The 17,364-nt window shown below is 52.1% G+C and carries 16 protein-coding genes; all 16 read right to left on the bottom strand.

Annotated elements, in window-relative coordinates; translation table 11 throughout:
* Positions 1-28: 28 nt before the first annotated feature.
* The 16 genes from K7P01_RS18195 to K7P01_RS18120 all read right to left on the bottom strand — a co-directional run bounded on the left by K7P01_RS18195 (position 29) and on the right by K7P01_RS18120 (position 17,361).
* Positions 29-2,389 (bottom strand): ABC transporter permease, encoded by a 2,361-nt coding sequence (locus K7P01_RS18195; RefSeq protein WP_267295651.1) that lies wholly within the window; start codon positions 2,387-2,389, stop codon positions 29-31.
* Between the two features lie 112 nt (positions 2,390-2,501).
* Entirely contained in the window at positions 2,502-6,143 is a 3,642-nt protein-coding gene (locus K7P01_RS18190; RefSeq protein ID WP_267295649.1) for a sensor histidine kinase, read from the bottom strand.
* A 46-nt stretch (positions 6,144-6,189) separates the two neighbouring features.
* On the bottom strand, positions 6,190-6,573 hold the full coding sequence (locus K7P01_RS18185; RefSeq protein ID WP_267295647.1) for a DUF983 domain-containing protein: 384 nt from the start codon (positions 6,571-6,573) through the stop codon (positions 6,190-6,192).
* A complete protein-coding gene (locus K7P01_RS18180; RefSeq protein ID WP_267295645.1) occupies positions 6,533-6,790 on the bottom strand; it encodes a hypothetical protein in 258 nt (85 codons plus the stop codon). Before K7P01_RS18180 ends, K7P01_RS18185 begins: the two co-directional genes overlap by 41 nt.
* Before the next feature lie 9 nt (positions 6,791-6,799).
* Positions 6,800-7,342 (bottom strand): DUF420 domain-containing protein, encoded by a 543-nt coding sequence (locus K7P01_RS18175; protein WP_267295643.1) that lies wholly within the window; start codon positions 7,340-7,342, stop codon positions 6,800-6,802.
* Between the two features lie 6 nt (positions 7,343-7,348).
* Positions 7,349-7,843 (bottom strand): hypothetical protein, encoded by a 495-nt coding sequence (locus K7P01_RS18170; protein ID WP_267295641.1) that lies wholly within the window; start codon positions 7,841-7,843, stop codon positions 7,349-7,351.
* An 81-nt stretch (positions 7,844-7,924) separates the two neighbouring features.
* Complete coding sequence (locus K7P01_RS18165) at positions 7,925-8,266, bottom strand: cytochrome C oxidase subunit IV family protein (RefSeq protein ID WP_267295638.1); 342 nt, start codon at positions 8,264-8,266, stop codon at positions 7,925-7,927.
* A 36-nt stretch (positions 8,267-8,302) separates the two neighbouring features.
* Positions 8,303-9,049, bottom strand: a complete 747-nt coding sequence (locus K7P01_RS18160) for a cytochrome c oxidase subunit 3 (RefSeq protein WP_267295636.1) — start codon at positions 9,047-9,049, stop codon at positions 8,303-8,305.
* A 70-nt stretch (positions 9,050-9,119) separates the two neighbouring features.
* A complete protein-coding gene (locus K7P01_RS18155) occupies positions 9,120-9,704 on the bottom strand; it encodes a cytochrome c oxidase subunit 3 (protein WP_267295634.1) in 585 nt (194 codons plus the stop codon).
* An 18-nt stretch (positions 9,705-9,722) separates the two neighbouring features.
* Positions 9,723-10,619: a heme o synthase gene (gene cyoE / locus K7P01_RS18150; RefSeq protein ID WP_267295632.1), complete on the bottom strand. Its 897-nt coding sequence runs from the start codon at positions 10,617-10,619 to the stop codon at positions 9,723-9,725.
* Positions 10,616-11,629, bottom strand: a complete 1,014-nt coding sequence (locus K7P01_RS18145) for a COX15/CtaA family protein (RefSeq protein ID WP_267295630.1) — start codon at positions 11,627-11,629, stop codon at positions 10,616-10,618. The genes cyoE and K7P01_RS18145 overlap by 4 nt, the downstream gene beginning before the upstream one ends.
* Before the next feature lie 89 nt (positions 11,630-11,718).
* The gene (locus tag K7P01_RS18140; protein WP_267295629.1) at positions 11,719-13,620 is read right to left on the bottom strand and encodes a cytochrome c oxidase subunit I; all 1,902 of its coding nucleotides are present in this window, start codon (positions 13,618-13,620) and stop codon (positions 11,719-11,721) included.
* Positions 13,621-13,653: 33 nt separating this feature from the next.
* Entirely contained in the window at positions 13,654-14,724 is a 1,071-nt protein-coding gene (locus tag K7P01_RS18135; RefSeq protein WP_267295627.1) for a cytochrome c oxidase subunit II, read from the bottom strand.
* Between the two features lie 15 nt (positions 14,725-14,739).
* Positions 14,740-16,131 carry a quinol:cytochrome C oxidoreductase gene (locus K7P01_RS18130; protein WP_267295625.1) on the bottom strand — a complete coding sequence of 464 codons (1,392 nt, stop codon included), beginning with the start codon at positions 16,129-16,131 and terminating at the stop codon, positions 14,740-14,742.
* 56 nt (positions 16,132-16,187) lie between these two features.
* Positions 16,188-16,814, bottom strand: coding sequence for a c-type cytochrome (locus tag K7P01_RS18125; protein WP_267295623.1), 627 nt, complete (start codon positions 16,812-16,814; stop codon positions 16,188-16,190).
* Positions 16,815-16,830: 16 nt separating this feature from the next.
* Positions 16,831-17,361, bottom strand: coding sequence for a DUF3341 domain-containing protein (locus K7P01_RS18120; RefSeq protein ID WP_267295621.1), 531 nt, complete (start codon positions 17,359-17,361; stop codon positions 16,831-16,833).
* Positions 17,362-17,364 lie beyond the last annotated feature (3 nt).

The raw sequence follows: 17,364 nt of genomic DNA, 5'->3' as shown, positions 1-17,364 counted from the left end.
CCGGTAACCCGATTATACCCTAAAATGCTTATTCGTGCCGCAATGTTTGCACGGGGTCTTTGGTGGCGGCGCGCAGGGAGTGATACGCGACGGTAAGGACTGAGACGACAAAGCAAGCCACAGCGGCGATGACCGGCACCAGGTACCCTACTTCCACATGGTACGCATAACTTTCCAGCCACTGGCTCATGACGTACCACCCGACCGGGCAACCGATGACAGCCGCCACCATCACGAGCACGCTGAACTCCTGGCCCATTAATCGGACCAGGCCCGAGGTCGATGCTCCCATGGCTTTGCGAATGCCAAGCTCTTTGGTGCGACGCTCGGCCGAGAAGGCCGACAGGCCAAACAAGCCGAGGCAGCTGATGAAGATCGATACGATTGAAAGAACGTTAAATACTTTGCCGCGCTGGGCTTCGGACTTGTAATATTCTTCCCAATCCTGACTCAGGAATTTATAACGCAACGGGTATTGCGGAAGGTATTCCTTCCACAACTTCTCCGTAGACTGCAGGGCTTCTGTCGTCTTGCCTGCTTCGGACCGGATGAGCATGCAGTTCATCCACGTGGTATCGATGCGCATGATGAGCGGCTCGACGGCACTGTGCAACGAGCCGAAGTTAAAGTTCTTGACCACGCCGATGACTTTGCCTTTTTGGTCCCACATGGTGATCTCGCGTCCGACAATATCGTTTAACCCGATCTTCGCGGCGGCGGCCTCATTCAAGACATAATTATCGCTGTCCGCCACCTGGCTGCGGTCGAATGCCCGGCCTTCGGCCATCTCCATTTTTAACGACTGGACAAAGTCGTAGTCCACGTTCATGTTGGAGAACAGTATCTTGTCTTCAGGGTTCTTACCCTCCCACTGCACCCCGTAGGTGGAGTTGCCGACATTGATCGGCGACTGGCTGGACGCCGTAACGCTTTCGATACCCGGCATGGCCAGAAGCTGATTGCGGAACGACTCAAACTTCTTCGAAAGACCTCCTTCCATCCAAACCGAATATAGGTTCTGACGATCAAAGCCGATGTCGCGATCTTCCATAAAGCTCATTTGCCGGAACACCACGATGGTGCTAATAATCAATATAATCGAGAGCGAGAACTGCACAACCACGAGTGCCTTGCGAAAGGTCGCGGCGCGGTTGCCGCTCTTGAGCTGTCCCTTCAATACCTGCGCGGGCTTGAACCCGGCGATGATCAGGGCCGGATAGCTGCCGGCGGCAAACCCGGTAAAGACGATGATGCCGGCGAAGATGATCCATACCCTGGGATCGACCGCATCAAGCTGAACATCCTTGCCCGTTAAGATATTAAACCCCGGCAGCAGCACAAACGTCAGCAAGACCGCAATCGCCGCGGAAAGCAGTACGGTAAAGAACGACTCGGCCATAAACTGCCGGAACAGCTGTCGCGGCACGGCGCCAATCACTTTGCGCAACCCCACCTCTTTGGCCCGCTTGGTCGCCTGGGCGGTAGAAAGGTTCATAAAGTTGATACAGGCGATGACCAGCACAAAGGCTGCTACGATCAGGAATATATTCACTGTCTCGATACGTCCCCCCGACTGTATGCCGTTGTCAAAATCACCATACAGGTAGGCGTCGCCATAGGGTTGTACAAATAACGAGACATTCGTTTGGGCCTCATGGGTTGCTATCTCATCGCGGAACTTAGTCGAGAAGCTCGTTATGTCGGTTCCCCTGGTCAACACCAGGTAGGTGCGCACGTTGTTGTTATCCCATTCGTCGAGCCACTCTTTGTTCACGTCGAAAAAGACCTGGAAGGGCAACAGGTATTCAAACTGCATCGAAGCGCTTTTGGGAATTTCTTCTAATACCCCTGTTACCGTATAGGTCTTTTTGGTGTCTACCTGGAAGATCTTACCCAATGCTGCCTGGGCAGAGCCAAAATAACTTTCGGCCATCTTGCGACTGATCACGACGGAGCTCTTGTCTTTCAACGCGGTATTGACGTCGCCCACCAGGAGTGGGAACGTGAACATCTGCAGAAAGTCCGGGTCTACATAGATTCCCTCATTGTAGAATGACTTTTCGCCAAATTGAAAGAGCAGGTTTTCTCCCCAGGTAACGCGTGTGGCTAACTCGATCTCGGGGTATTTGTCTTTAATGAAGGGAGCCATGGGCCCCGGGGTAGCAGACCAGGTATAGATCCTGCCGTCGGCTGCCTTCTGATTTTCCATGACGCGGTAAAGCCGGTCGGACTGCGCATGAAACTTGTCGACCTGGAGTTCGTCGAACACCCATAATAATATGAGCAAGGTACTGCAAATGCCAAAGGCAAGTCCCAGGATGTTTACACCCGAGAAAAGCTTGTTTCGGAAAATGTTTCGGAAGGTGATTAGCAGATAGTTCTTAATCATACCGGTAGCGTTTGATGCAATGTGACAATGACAGCCCCGGGCACGCCGGGTTGCACAGAGGGTACCGATGTTTTTCAAAATAGTTACAGGGGTGATCCCCCTTTTAATAGGGCTAGGCCTGGGAGACGGGCAATTCGATAAAAAAGGTCGTGCCCCGGCCGAGCTCGGTCTCAAACCAAATACGGCCCTTCATCTGCTCGATGGCCTGCTTGGCAATGGCCAGGCCCAGACCCGACCCTGACTGCTTGGTGGTGAAGTGCGGGAAGAAGATGCGGTCCGCGACTTCGGGCTCGATGCCCTTGCCGTTGTCCTGGAAGGTGATCACGATACCGGCGTCGGTTTTCTGCAGGTTAACGTGTACGCTTACCGGTTCAGAAAAGCGCGCGGCCTGAAAGGCATTCAATATTATATTAGAAAAGGTCCGCCCCAACAAGGCCTCGTCTCCTACCACAAAGACTTCCTTGAATGGCTCGCGGAAATGGATGACACCTGAGTGGCTATGTAAGTCTACGATGCGTCGCACGACGCTCATCAATTCGAAGCGGGTGTTGACCGGCTCGGGCATTTTGGCAAAGGCGCTAAACGACGAGGCGATATCATTCAACGTATCTACCTGGGTGAGCAAGCTCGACACGGCCTTGCCGGTCTTTTCGGGTGATGCAGTTCCGCCTTGCACCGAGCGCTCCAGTTGTTGCAGTGTCAGCTTCATGGGCGTGAGCGGATTCTTGATCTCGTGCGCCACCTGCTGCGCGATTTCCCGCCAGGTGCGCTCGCGTTGTGTCTGCTCCAATTCGGCCTTGCTTTCGCTGAGGTTGTAGAGCATTTGGTTATACTCCTTCACCATCATACCGATCTCATCGTCCGACCGCCATACCAGTGGCTGGTTGGTTTTGGTAAGCGACGTCTTGCGCAGCGATTGCGTGATAAACTCCAACGGGAACGTCAGCCACTTCGATACAAAGTACGCCAGCACCACCAGTGCAATGAAGATGATGGTGAAGATGTTCAGGATGGTGGCGAGAATGTTTATCTGGACTTTCTCCAGCGAGGCAGCCGAACGAAAGAAGGGAATCCCGAGAATGCCGGTGAGCTCACCGGTCACGGGCGACTTGAGTGCGGCATACGACACCGAGTACTCCAGCGAACCGATCTGCTCCTGCTCAATAAAAAGACGTTCCCCCGCTTTTACTTTCTGCCAGGCCTGGGGATTCATATAGTGCGAGACGATGTCGTTCTCGACAATCAACGGCTGACTGGTGGCCCGCAACTGCCCGTCGGGTGTATAGACATTCAGGTCGAGGTTAGCCAGTGCCGCCAGGCTGGCGACCTGGTTCTCGAAGCCAACACCGCTTTCTCCTGTGCCTTCCGCCGCATCGCTCAGGAAACCTGCCAACTGCTGCCCTACGCTGCGAGCCTTGCTGAGGTATTCTTCGTTCAGCTGGTTTTGCGACGAGCGGCTGATTAGCTGTAAGGTCACGACGCTGACAATGATCAGCGGGAGGAAGAACGAAGCATTCAGCAAAAGCTGAATGCGCGCAGAGAAATACAGCTTATCGCCTTGTATATAATTGACAACGCCCTGCACGACAATAAAGACCAGGATGAGCATGAGCCCCAGCGTCATGAGAAAGGAGAAGTCGGCAAAGCGGGCCATCCACGGCTCGTGCTGGGAGGTGACCACCGCCACGCGTCCGTTTGAATCTTCCTGAGCAATGTGATCATAGCCATCGATCTCGAGGCCGGTCTGGTGTATCTCGGGACTTCCGAGCCAGGCAATGTCAAATTGCTGATCGTAGTTGTAGTTGCCGGAGGTATACAAAATGCGATTGCCCGCCAGCACAGCATAGCTCAGGTCCTGGTTTTCATAAAACTGTTGGATACGTTTATCTACAAGCAGCTCAGGATAGACGCTCTCGGGAATGACCTTTTTCAACGACAGCTCCAATACCACATACCCCACGATGGTGCCACTGCGGTGGACGGGTACACGCACCAGGTATTGCTGGGCAGCATCGCTGGTCGGATCGCTGACGTAATACACGCCCGCGTAGTCCGTCCGGTAGGCATCCTGGTTGTATTGGGCCAGCAACTCTGAGAATGTTACCGGGGCATAATTGGACAGCGGCTCACCGGCGGGGCTAAAGAGATAGATGTCGACATCGTACTTATTAAAGTAGACCGGCATAAACACCTGTCGGATTTTCTGCCGGATTGCATCGCGACTCAGGAATGGACTACCCAGCCGTGTTTGAATGAATACGTCCTGGGCAATGTCATTGGCCGTTTCGGCGAGTAAATATTCACCAAAGTAGTCGCGCTCGATGAGGAAGTCAGCCGCAAAACGGAACTGGTGTTCGATCTTCTCCTTCTCGGCGAAGTACTGTAACGTGTAGGCGCCATTGGCCGCCAGCACAAACACGGCAATGAATAAATAGGCAAACGTGGCAAACCCGAGTCGGCGGAGGCTGGCATACAATCGCAGGCTATACACCACCGTTACATAGATTACCGTGGTGACGATCGTCGAGCGGAACTCCTGCCCCGTCAATGTATTGATGCCCGCAAAGATTGCCACGGCAACCAGAAATGATAAGATCAGCCGCAGCCGGTTACGCTCCGCGGCCAGCAACCGAATAAAAGCGTGGGCAAAATAGAAGGTACAGATACCCGACAGCAGCACAGCCGTAAACGCCAGGAGCTTCATACCATCGGGTTGTATAAGCTGCGCAATGTCGAGCGACAGCGACGAGTTGTTGTATAACGTCTGAATTACCACAAACGGAAACAGCAGCGCAAACAACACGCAAAGTGCACACACTACATTCCATAGCCATGCAAACGCTTTATACCGGAAACGCCACTGCGCCCCTTTAAACCGCACATACTGCCGAAAGACAAATACACACACCACTAAGAGCGACAGCTCGTTTAACACGAGATCACCCAGTGAAGCATTGAGGGAGTCGGAGGCAAAGACCTGAGGATTAAAAGCGTCGGAGGCAAGGATTGTCGCCGGGAAATTAAAATGCAGCATCGCTTGTCGTATGCCTAAAAATGCCAGGTATAACAACGCCACAGCCAATTCGCCATAGGGTATATATACCGCTAGCTGGTACAACAGGAGGTACAACATCAGCAGTGCCAGGGCCAATAAAATAACTGCTGCTACACGGGTGCGCTGGTATGCGGGAAGCCCGTCGGGGAAGTTGACCTTAAACGGGCAGTGGCCTTGTATACAGACTGGAATGCCCGTCGGCGCCGAAGGCTCCAGAATCGTCACGTTGCCGTTGGGAAACAGACGCGTATTCCAGGACGCGTTTAGATAATTATTGGTGATGGCATAGCGGCGATAAAGCGGCACGATGCCGATCAGGACGCTGCCATCCGGGCGATTGCGCTTTTGCGCCAGGTAGTCGCTGTTGCCGGCTTTAAGCAGTTTGATCAAAAATGTATCCGACACCGAGGCATACGTCGGCACAAAAGAATTATCTGTCCAGGCTACTACCTGGCCATTGTTATATAAGAAGAAAGAACGATAGGAGTCTTTGGGGGCCATGAGCACCGAGTCGCGTTGCCACCGCGCATCTACTTCGGCCAGCTCCAGCCCCGTATTTCCGACGACACGCTCCAGTCGTGCTGAGAGTCGCTCGGTTGTCGAGCGCGTATCGGACTGGTTCGACGTGTAGACCGATACCAACCCGGCGACAAGAAATACAACGAAGGCAATACTAAGTTTTACGATGCCGGATCTCATTCTCCTAAATTAACCACCAACGGCGTGCCAATCCATGCGCCGGGCGCTATTTTTTGGATGGATCGTAACCAATACCGCCAAAGAGGTAGAGATACAAGATACGCGAATAGCGGTAGTTCAACGGTATAAACAGCACCATAACGCCGACGAATACGCCGATGTGAAACCACTCGGACTTATCGGGAAAGAAAAGAAAGAAGATAATACTGAAGGCCACCAGGAGCCCCACTGTAAAACCATAGCCTACGTACATGGCACCCTGATAAAAACCCGGCTCGGGCTCCAGACGCACGCCGCAGTGCGGGCAGAACTCGTTCATCGCGTTAAACTTCCCTGGCTTTTCCAAAATGGACCAGGTAAAGATCTTTCCTTCGCGGCAACGCGGGCAGTTACCCTGCAGTAATGCTGTCAGTGAGCTCTTTTCCGCCATTTCGGCTTGATTTATACCACAGATATCCTAAAATGCCAACCGCCAGATACGGAATACAAAGCAAGTACAATATGCCGGTGTTAATACCCGCGGCAATGCCAGCCTGGCCATTGGAGAAGTTGTTTTCCAGCGTCGAGCGGCACATCGCGCACTGCGCAGCCACTTCGTGCAGGCTACCGGCTACGATGAGGGCGAAAAGGATGATAAGCTTTTTCATATGACCTCTTTAGTGTTGAGGATAATACGGACTAATCATTAAATAAACGATCACGCCGGTCACGGCGACATACAGCCAGATCGGAAAAGTTACCTTGGCCAGCTTCCGGTGACGGGCAAAGTTACCCGACAGGGCGCGTACATACGAAAACAGTACAAAGGGGATGACGATGACCGACAGCAGAATGTGTGAGATCAGAATAACGAAGTATACATAGCGAATGGGGCCTGTGCCACCAAACGGCGTAGAGTCGCTCGTCATGTGATACAATACGTACATCACCAGGAACAATGCCGAGCAGAGCATGCAGATTTTGATCAGGCGCTCGTGTAACACGCGTTTGCCATTCTTAATGGCCACCACCGCGGCAATCAACAATACAGCGGTGATGCCATTCATGCTCGCATAGATCGGCGGCAGGAACGACAGGTCATACCCGGGAACCTTCACACCAAACAGTACCGCTACTGCCACCGGAATGACCACGGACAACGCTATGATCAATTTCCTATATGGTTCTTTCTTCTGCTCTACTTCAATCACGTGTTCCATAAGAGATTAATATTTTTTAAAAATAATGGTTAGTTCGGTTAGCATTCTGTCGACGTCTTCGCGATCGCTCGCATTGTATTGTCCCCGGATAGTGCCTTCTTTGTCTATTAGCACCAGATTAGAGGATTCGGGCAACAGGAAAACACACTTTCGTAGCGTCCTGTTTAATGGGGCCTGGTTGGTCATCAACCTTCTGATAAACGATATATCACCAAACTCTTCTTCCACTCGCTTTAACTGCGTGTCGCTTTCTTTATTCAATTCTCCGACCGCAAGCAACACCATACTGTCTTTGCCCATTTGTACGTATTTCTTCAACACACTGTCGGGCACCTGGTAAGGGAAATTCAGCGCGCCACATTCGGCGGCCACTCCCTCTTTCGGTGCCACCTGATACAGCGGTTCCACAGCAAACTCGTTCTTTCCAAAGAACTTCAGAAACACAAAAATGCAGGTTGGCAACACCAGCGCCACAAGCAACAATATTCCTTTACCTTTCATAACAGTCTTCTCCCCTTTCGTGAAAAAACAGAAGGCTTAAGTTTCTCACCTAAGCCTTCCGTTATATACTATTCTTTCATACTAGTGGAAGAACCGTGCTACTGAAATCTGTGTGCCTTCGTAAATAAAGGCTACCAGCATCCATACGACAAATACCAGCGGAATAAGGATCGACCACATCAGGATCTTTGCCTCGTAGCGAAGGTGCATAAACTCGCCTACGATATAGGCAGCTTTCACGATCGTCATGAGGATGAAGATCCATACGCGCACGTCTTTGTACTCGTGCGGAACGGTGAAGGCTACGGTAAACTCCAGGAGTGTGATCACCAGCAGGATACCCGCCGTCATCCACAGCTTCTTAATCTTCGCGGTATCCGGAGGGATTACGGTAACATGTGTAGTTTCTTCAGAATGTGCCATGTCTATTCGGTTATATAGGACGTTGATCGATCGAAATTATACCAGGTAGAAGAAGGTAAATACAAATACCCATACCAGGTCTACAAAGTGCCAGTAAAGGCCTACTTTCTCCACCATTTCATAGTGACCACGACGGTCGTATACGCCCATCACAGTGTTGTAGTAGATGAGGAAGTTCAACACCACCCCCGAGAACACGTGTGTACCGTGGAAGCCCGTGATGAAGAAGAAGAACGCCGCAAAGTCGCGTGGACCATACTGGTTATGCGTCAGGCTGGCACCGAAGTACGTCGTACCGTCCGCTACTGCCTTACCAGTTTCTGCACCGTGGATAAAGTGCGACCACTCCCATGCCTGGCAACCCAGGAAGGTAAGGCCGCCAAGGATCGTCCACAACATCCATTTCTCAACCGCTACGCGGTCCATGCGGTGACCAGCTTCTACCGCCAGTACCATGGTGACCGAGCTCATGATGAGGATAAAGGTCATGATACCCACAAACACGAGCGGTAATTCTACACCGTGCAGGAAGGGTACTGCTTCGAATACTTTTTCAGGAATGGGCCAGTACGATGCTGAAAATTTAAAGGCCTCAACGGTGCCTGCATACGCCTGGTGCGCTGAGCGAACCATGCCGTAGGTAACGAGGAGGGCGGAAAACGTAAAAGCATCCGACAGCAGAAAGAACCACATCATGAGTTTGCCATAGCTGGCGCCCATGGGTGATACTCCACCATCCCAGGCGCTCCGTCCCGGAGCCGTTGCTACTGAGGTACTTGCCATATTCTAAGTTAAATTTTCAGGTTTAAAGTTATCTTCTGTTGGTTAAATACTGCGTTTCCCGCTCGCCTTGCTACTTATTCAGCAACAAAAAGACGAACAAATATAGCCAAAGAACGCCCAAAAAGTGCCAGTACGTAGCACACATTTCGAGCGTGTTCATATTACCCTTGTGTACGCGTCCTTGCAGGGTAGCCCGCAGAACAATGAACAAGACCACCACCCCACTGATTAAGTGCAGCCCGTGCGCGCCACTTAATACATATACAAAGGAATGAGAAACCGCTCCGCCAGTGAAATGCTCGTGGAAGTCAATCATTTGGGAGAATGCCAGAAACTGACCCACCACAAAGGCGATCCCCAGAATGGTCGTCACGCCGAGCGCAATTTTCAGCTGCTCGGCTTTGTCTTGCTTCGCTGCACGCACCGCCCAGATCATGGGCACGCTACTGGTCAGAATAATGACGGTATTTACCCAGAACATGTCGGGCAGAATGATCTCCGACCAGCCCATGTCCCCGCGCTTCACAATATACGCGCTGGTCCATGCACCAAAAAGCATCACCACGGTAGCCATGAAAAGCCACAGTCCGAACTTCTTCGGGTCCATCGACCTCGGCTCGCGGGCCTCTTCTACAATCTTGATATCTACTGCCATACGTATTCCTCCCCTCTTTCAAAGTTTATCTAACAAGTAAGCGATCTGTACGATCGGCAAATACAAAAATGAACCGAACATGATCTTCAGCGCGGCCTTGCGGTCGCCCGAGCGCATCAGCGAAAAGGTCTGTGCAAAGAATAATACGCCGCATACGGTGGCCACGATGGCCGACAGTGTGCCCGTGATGCCGAACGTTGCCGGCAGCAGGCCCATCGGGATCAGGAACATGGTATAGATCATGATCTGAATAGCGGTGTTCAGGTCTTTCTGGCCGCCGGAAGGCAGCAGCTTAAAGCCGGCCTTCTTATAGTCTTCATCCGCCACCCAGGCTATGGCCCAAAAGTGCGGGAACTGCCAAATAAATTGTATCCCGAAGATGATCAACGCTTCGTGTGAAATGGCGCCGGTGGCGGCCGTCCAACCCAGCAGTGGCGGCAGGGCGCCCGGAATAGCACCCACAAATACTGCAATCGGTCCGACGCGTTTCAGCGGCGTATAGACAAAGCTATACAGCAACATCGACAGAATCGATAGTGCTGTTGTCAAGGGGTTGGTGAATGCGATCAGCAATGAAATGCCCGCTACCAGGCAAAGGATGGAAAATACAGTAGCTTCCTGTACCGATAGCCGCTCCGTGGGAAGCGGGCGCACCAGCGTGCGGGTCATGAGCTTGTCGAGGTCTTTCTCGATAATTTGGTTGATCGTGACCGACGCACCCGACAACAGGAACCCGCCGGTGAAGACCATGGCCAGGGTAAACCAGTTGATCTGCGGCGACGCCAACACATACCCAAACGCGCAGGAGAAAGACACCAAAAAGGAAAGTCTGAACTTCAACAGTTCCCAATACGCCCGGGCTTTGGCCCCCGCGAGAGTCGCTCCTGGAAGTGAATGCGTTTGTCCGGCAATCATGATAGCGTAGCTACAGGTTTTTCTTTTCTATTGAGCTTTAATAGCAACATAAACTGGAGTCCGAACGTAAGCGACGCCAGTAATAAATGCACCGGCTGAAGATACGGCGGCACAGCAAACCAGGCCATGCTGACACCCGTTAAAATAGTGCCCAAAATTAGCACGATTAGGGTAAGCAGGAAAGCTTTTGCCCCCTCAGTTTTGCGCAATTTCAGGATTAATCCGACATGCAGCAGAAGCACTATCCACGAGAACGAACGGTGTAAAATAAAAGCATCGCCCAGGTTCTCGATCCACTGCTCGCGCACCGCATACGTGGCCACTTCATCGAGGGCTTCGCGCACTTGCGTGCCCAACAGCACCTGTACCAACAGTACCCCCATACAGGCCAGCAGCCACCAAAAGCCCGTAGACGAGTCGATCATCGTGGCGTAGCTCGCACGGTGTACCAGGTAAAACAACAGCGCTACCAGGAGCAGCGCCAGGAACATGTGTACGGTAATCGTCCACGGCGTGAGATTTGTCGACACGACAAACGAGCCAATCCAGCCCTGAAAACATACGAGCAAAAAAGATAGCAGCGACACAGTCGTAAGCCGCGGCTCCGTACGCCGAAAGCGAATGGACGAAATAAAAACCGCCAGGATCAGGAAACCAATGATCACGCCGGTCAGACGATTGAGATACTCAATCATCGTCTTGGTGGGATTAAAGTCTGCTTCTTGTAAGACAGTGGGATCTTTCAAAATCTTATCGGCCGTTTCATCCATGCCGATGAGGTGCAAATATTTCGCAAACCGCTGGTTTTTCTTGTCGCGATGGGCGGCATAAATCTCCTTGTAGTTGTCTGGCAACGACTCGACGGACGTAGGTGGTACCCACTGGCCAAAACATTTCGGCCAGTCGGGGCAACCCATGCCCGAACCGGTGCTGCGCACGACACCGCCGACCAGGATCAGCACATAGACGGCGATCAGCGTAGAAATCGTTAGCCTTCGAAAGGACCTCATGAATCGTTTTAAAAAGCTCAGGGTTCCAGGCTGCGGTAAGATGTTGCCACCTTTCCCTGCGGAGCCTGGAACCCTGCTATAAGTATCTATTAATGGTTGCCTTCCAGCTTGCCGCCCTGGATGATGATGTCATCCCCGGAAGTGCTTTCCAGCTTAATCAACTCGGTTTCGTGCGGAAGGTTGGATTCCGGCGTTTCCGAATACGGTATGGTCTGCGGAATGAAGTCATCCTTCGCGCCCGGCTTGCTGTAGTCATAAGGCCAGCGGTATACCGCCGGGATCTCACCAGGCCAGTTGCCGTGACCGGGGTTGCGCGGTGTAGTCCACTCCAGCGTGTTGGAGTTCCACGGGTTGGCGGGAGCCAACCGACCGCGCCAGATGCTGTAGAAGAAGTTGAACAGGAAGATGAACTGGGCCGCCAGCGTCAGGACAGCCGCTACAGACACCAGCATATTGAGATCGGTGAAACCACTGAAGGTTTCGAAGTTTGTCCAGGAGTAGTATCTTCTCGGGAAGCCGGCGATACCAATGTAGTGCATCGGAAAGAACACCATGTATACACCGACGAACGTGATCCAGAAGTGAATGTGGCCCAGACGCTCGTTCATCATGCGACCGAACATCTTCGGGAACCAGTGGTAAATACCCGCCAGCATACCGAAGAACGAAGCGCTACCCATTACCAGGTGGAAGTGGGCTACAACGAAGTATGTATCGTGCAGCTGAATGTCGATGGCCGAGTTACCCAGGAAGATACCGGTGATACCACCCGTCAGGAAGAACGACACCAGGCCAATCGAGAACAGCATGCCCGGCGTAAAGATGATGTTACCCTTCCACAGTGTTGTTACATAGTTGAAAATCTTAACCGCTGAAGGTACCGCGATGATCAGCGTCAACAGCATGAAGATCGAGCCCAGGAAGGGGTTCATACCCGTTACGAACATATGGTGTGCCCATACGATGAACGACAGAATGGCGATGAAGAGCATGGAACCGATCATGGCTTTGTAGCCGAAGATAGGCTTGCGCGAGTTGGTCGCGATGATCTCCGATGAGAGCCCCAGCGCGGGCAACAGTACGATATATACCTCCGGGTGACCGAGGAACCAGAACAAGTGCTGGAACAATACGGGGCTGCCGCCGTCGTGTGCGAGGGCCTCACCACCGATGTAAATGTCTGACAAGTAGAAGCTGGTACCGAAGCTACGATCGAAGATCAGCAACAACGCAGCAGCAAACAGTACGGGGAACGACAGAATACCAATGATGGCCGTGAAGAAGAAGGCCCAGATTGTTAGCGGCAACCGGGTAAACGACATACCCCGTGTACGCATGTTGATTACAGTCGAAATGTAGTTGATGCTTCCCAACAGCGAGCTCACAATGAACAACGCCATCGCCACCAGCCACAGGGTCATACCCAGGCCGGAGCCTTTAATCGCTTGCGGCAGGGCGCTCAACGGAGGATATACTGTCCAACCGCCACCCGCAGGGCCGGTCTCGAGGAACAGCGAAACAAACATGATCACGCTGGAAGCAAAGAAGAACCAGTATGACAGCATGTTCATAAAGCCCGAGGCCATATCACGTGCACCAATCTGCAACGGAATGAGGAAGTTCGAGAACGTACCGCTCAAACCGGCGGTCAGTACAAAGAACACCATGATGGTACCGTGCATCGTCACCAGCGCCAGGTAAAACTCGGGGTCGAGCTTACCTTCGGGAGTGATCCAGCCGCCCAGGACCGGCTTCAGCCAATCCAGGTTCATGTCGGGGAAACCGAGCTGCAGACGGAAGATGACCGAAAGCGTACCACCCAACAGTGCCCAGAAGATACCGGTGATGAGGAATTGCTTACCGATGATTTTGTGATCTTCGCTGAAGATATACGTAGTCCAGAAGTTACCACCGTGATGCTCGTGGTCGTGATCGTGACCATCGTCGTGGTGGTGTACGTCTTGGTGAAGGTGGATATCGGTTGTTGCCATGTCGTTGATAAATCTTGATTGGAAAACTGCTTCTTATTCTTTCACTGCCGCTACACCGGCGCCGGGGTCAGCCTGCATACCGGCTTTGATCATAGCGGCCTCCTTCAATTCCGCCGGTACCTTGTTCAGGTAATCGGGGTTTTGTTTCAGCCAGGCCTCCTGTGAAGCCTTCCAACGCTCGTAGGCCTCCTGCTCTTCTACGATCACTGACATCTTCATGGAGAAGTGTCCACGACCGCAGATCTCTGTACAGGCCAGCTCATAATTAAAATTCGGGTTGCCGAGCTCGTCGCGCATTTGCTCTGTAGTCTTGGTCGCCTTGAACTTAAATTGTGTCGGCATACCTGGCACAGCATCCATCTTCACGCGGAAGTGCGGCAGGAACACGCTGTGAATAACATCTTTCGCACGAATCTTCAGGAGAACCTCTTGCCCTACCGGCAAGTGCAGTTCCAATGATTTAAAGTCGTCGAACGAGTTCTTGTCGCTCAGATCCAGACCAAATTCGTTTACCGCGTCGATCAGCTTATAGTTCACTTTACCCAGCGACTTGTCTTTCACACCCGGGTAACGGGCAGTCCAGGCAAACTGCTGCGCGATCAGCTCAACCACTTCAGCATCTTTCGATGCAGGGCCGGTGATATCGTTCCACGTACGCAGGCCGGTGAAGATCAGCAGCGCCAGTACAATAGCCGGGATGATCGTCCAGGTAAGCTCCAGGTAATGGTTGTCCGGGAAGAACTTCGCGCGACGCGCCGGGTTGTAGCGATATTGATAAAGGAACACGAACATGATGATCGAAATGATCACGAACGCGATTACGGTGATGGCCATCGTAATCCAGAAAAGTCTATCGGTCTCCTTGCCGTGCACAGAAGCAATCGGCAATGTATACAGATGGAACCGGGTAATCGAATACCAGAAGAAAAGTGCCAGACTCCCGACGAGGAAAACAACGAAGAGTACAGCGTGTATCCCGTTGTTGGGACTTACAAGCTCCTCCTTCTTTCCCTTCGCGATGCCTACTAAAGTGCTTATCCGGAAGATCAGGAATAGAATTCCGAGGACCAGAACAACACCCAGAACAATAATCAAACTCATCATAGCGCTTTCTATAAATTAAATGTGGTGACCAAGACTTTCTTGTAACATCGGATCGTTTTTGCCGACCAGCGGCAGCTTCGTCAGACTACCCAGAACCACGAACAGGTATACTGCCGCAAAGATCAGGAAGGTGCCGATCTCCAGGAGGCCGAGGCCGCCGTCGAGCTTCATAACGCCGGGAGTCACCATGTTGAAGAAATCAAACCAGTGTCCTACGATAATGATCGGGCAAACCAGCTTCAGCATAGACAGTTGACGTTTTGAATCGCGTGTCATCAGGAGCAGGAACGGAAGAACAAAGTTCACGACAATGTTGAAGTAGAAGATCCAGCTATAAGGGCTGTTTCTCATACGCTCAATGAAATAAACAGTTTCTTCAGGAATGTTGGCGTAGTAAATCAGCAGGAACTGACCAAACCAGATGTATGTCCAGAAGATTGAGAATGCAAAGCAGAATTTCCCCAGGTCATGCAGGTGATTTGCATTCACCACTTTCAGGTAGCCGGCTGACTTCAGGCTGGCAACGATCAGGGTGATGGTCGCCAAACCCGTTACCCACCAGCTGGCGAATACGTACCAGCCGAACATGGTCGAGAACCAGTGTGTATCGATGCTCATAACCCAGTCCCAAGCCGCTACCGACGAGCTCACACCGAAAATAATCAGGAATACAGTGGATACCACACGGTTTTTATACCAGTAGGCTGTCGACGGATCGATATCTTCCTCCATCATGTTCTTTCTGATTCTGGTAAAGAAATAATACCACAGACCAAAGAAGATGACCATACGAGCAATATAAAAGAGCGGGAAAGTACCGCCGGCCAGGGGCCAGAAGAAGAACGGTGCTTTTTTGTTGATCAGCTTATCGAATTGCGGACCTGCGTGATCATACAGGTAACTATGTGTCCAATGGAAAATGTCGTGGCTGGTCAGGAACCAGAGCACGAGCGTCAGCACGCCGGCAATCGGAATCCAGGTACCCATGGCCATCGGAATACGCTTCACACCGGCCGACCAGCCAGCCATGGCAGCGTACTGAATGGCGACGAAAAACAAACCAATAATACCAAGGCCTACGAAGAAAATGTTGTTATGCCACAGTGTGGAATATAACCGCCTCAGCCAGGTAGCAGTCTCGTGGTGCGCGCCGGCAGCATGGGCATCGTGGCCGTGGCCTTCGGAAGCCGCAGCGTCATGGTCGTTGCTGGCGACCATCTTCTCGGTGTGTAAAGCTCCGTGGTGCCCCTCTTCATGGTGCCCACCTTTACCTTCTTGGGTGATTGCAGACACGAGGCCGATAGCGAAGAGCAGGATACCTGCAAAGAGCAGGTAAAAAAGCTTCCGCTTGGTCTCCGGTCTGAATACATACTGTTCGTCAGCAACTTCTACGTGATGATGAGCCATTGTTTTATCGTTATCCGTGGTCGGTTCTCTGTTTTGATTCTCTTGCTTCTACCCTACTATTTCTGCAGCGTTTTAACATACTTGGCAATCTTCCAACGCTCCTCGACACTCACTTGTGAAGCGTGTGACCACATCAGGCCTTTACCCATGGTAATGACGTGGAAGATGTGTCCCTCGCTGATGTTCTTCAACGCGTCAGACTTGTAGTTCGGAACACCGGCATATTTGTCGGCTACCTTACCGTTGCCTTCGCCTTTCGGGCCGTGACAATGGTCGCAGTACATTTCGTACAGCACTTTGCCTTCGCCTACGATCGCCGCGGTAGAGTCCAGCGGGTTTTTCTGTGTAGCGGCCGCAAACGCCAGGCTATCTTTGCCCAGACGGTACGGCAACCAGCCGTGCTTGTTACGCGGCACGGTATTGGCGGCAGGCTCACGCATGTTCATGCGATATTTACCATTCAATTTATTCGAGTTGAAGAACTCGGCGTGACCATCGGGATACTCGATTGACGTTACCCAACGTCCGGCATCCTCGTCAACGATCTGGCTATAGGGCTCATAGGCTACTGAGTGATACATGTTGGGGGCATATTCCAACCCCTGGTTATCTCCACCTGCTCCACATGAAGCCAGAAGCATGGCGGCCGACATTCCCACAAACAAGGTTTTTACAAAACGCATGGTTAGTATACTATGATTATTCAAAATTCTTTTCATTCACTTCAGAAGCACCAGCGTCGCGCAGGATGCGGGCAATCTCGTCTTTGCTCTTGCCGCTGTTCAGCGCCAGGTCGATCGCCATTACGTGCTTATCGTCCGTGCTGCGGATGTCGAACTGACGGGGCCATTTGTATGGCTTCAGGTCGCTGACGATCATAAAGGTCGCCACCATGCCGAGGGCCGACAACAGTACCGTCAACTCGAACGTAACCGGAATAAAGGGCGGCAGGGACGCAAAGTTCTTACCACCGATGATCATCGGCCAGTCATAACCCAGCATCCAGATCTGCATGGTAAGGGCCAGGGTCGTACCGGTCAAACCGAACAGGAAGGCTGCGCGCGGCAGGCGCGAACGCTTCAGGCCGAGGGCATCGTCAATGCCGTGTACCGGGAACGGTGAAAATACTTCATGTATCTTCAGTCCGCTCGTGCGTACTTTCTGGATGCCGTCCAGCAGGACAACTTCATCGTTGAATACGCCTACTAAAAAGTTCTTATCTGCATTCATTTT

The sequence above is a fragment of the Parachryseolinea silvisoli genome, assembly GCF_021190955.1.
Lineage (GTDB): Bacteria > Bacteroidota > Bacteroidia > Cytophagales > Cyclobacteriaceae > Ohtaekwangia > Ohtaekwangia silvisoli.
This window is presented reverse-complemented; position numbering and strand designations above follow the sequence as displayed.

Coding starts and splice junctions, on each gene's coding strand:
- K7P01_RS18160 (WP_267295636.1), bottom strand. CDS start 9,049: ATGGCAAGTACCTCAGTAGCAACGGCTCCGGGACGGAGCGCCTGGGAT.
- K7P01_RS18195 (WP_267295651.1), bottom strand. CDS start 2,389: ATGATTAAGAACTATCTGCTAATCACCTTCCGAAACATTTTCCGAAAC.
- K7P01_RS18190 (WP_267295649.1), bottom strand. CDS start 6,143: ATGAGATCCGGCATCGTAAAACTTAGTATTGCCTTCGTTGTATTTCTT.
- K7P01_RS18155 (WP_267295634.1), bottom strand. CDS start 9,704: ATGGCAGTAGATATCAAGATTGTAGAAGAGGCCCGCGAGCCGAGGTCG.
- K7P01_RS18125 (WP_267295623.1), bottom strand. CDS start 16,814: ATGCGTTTTGTAAAAACCTTGTTTGTGGGAATGTCGGCCGCCATGCTT.
- K7P01_RS18120 (WP_267295621.1), bottom strand. CDS start 17,361: ATGAATGCAGATAAGAACTTTTTAGTAGGCGTATTCAACGATGAAGTT.
- K7P01_RS18130 (WP_267295625.1), bottom strand. CDS start 16,131: ATGGCTCATCATCACGTAGAAGTTGCTGACGAACAGTATGTATTCAGA.
- cyoE (WP_267295632.1), bottom strand. CDS start 10,619: ATGATTGCCGGACAAACGCATTCACTTCCAGGAGCGACTCTCGCGGGG.
- K7P01_RS18135 (WP_267295627.1), bottom strand. CDS start 14,724: ATGATGAGTTTGATTATTGTTCTGGGTGTTGTTCTGGTCCTCGGAATT.
- K7P01_RS18175 (WP_267295643.1), bottom strand. CDS start 7,342: ATGGAACACGTGATTGAAGTAGAGCAGAAGAAAGAACCATATAGGAAA.
- K7P01_RS18165 (WP_267295638.1), bottom strand. CDS start 8,266: ATGGCACATTCTGAAGAAACTACACATGTTACCGTAATCCCTCCGGAT.
- K7P01_RS18185 (WP_267295647.1), bottom strand. CDS start 6,573: ATGGCGGAAAAGAGCTCACTGACAGCATTACTGCAGGGTAACTGCCCG.
- K7P01_RS18145 (WP_267295630.1), bottom strand. CDS start 11,629: ATGAGGTCCTTTCGAAGGCTAACGATTTCTACGCTGATCGCCGTCTAT.
- K7P01_RS18170 (WP_267295641.1), bottom strand. CDS start 7,843: ATGAAAGGTAAAGGAATATTGTTGCTTGTGGCGCTGGTGTTGCCAACC.
- K7P01_RS18140 (WP_267295629.1), bottom strand. CDS start 13,620: ATGGCAACAACCGATATCCACCTTCACCAAGACGTACACCACCACGAC.
- K7P01_RS18180 (WP_267295645.1), bottom strand. CDS start 6,790: ATGAAAAAGCTTATCATCCTTTTCGCCCTCATCGTAGCCGGTAGCCTG.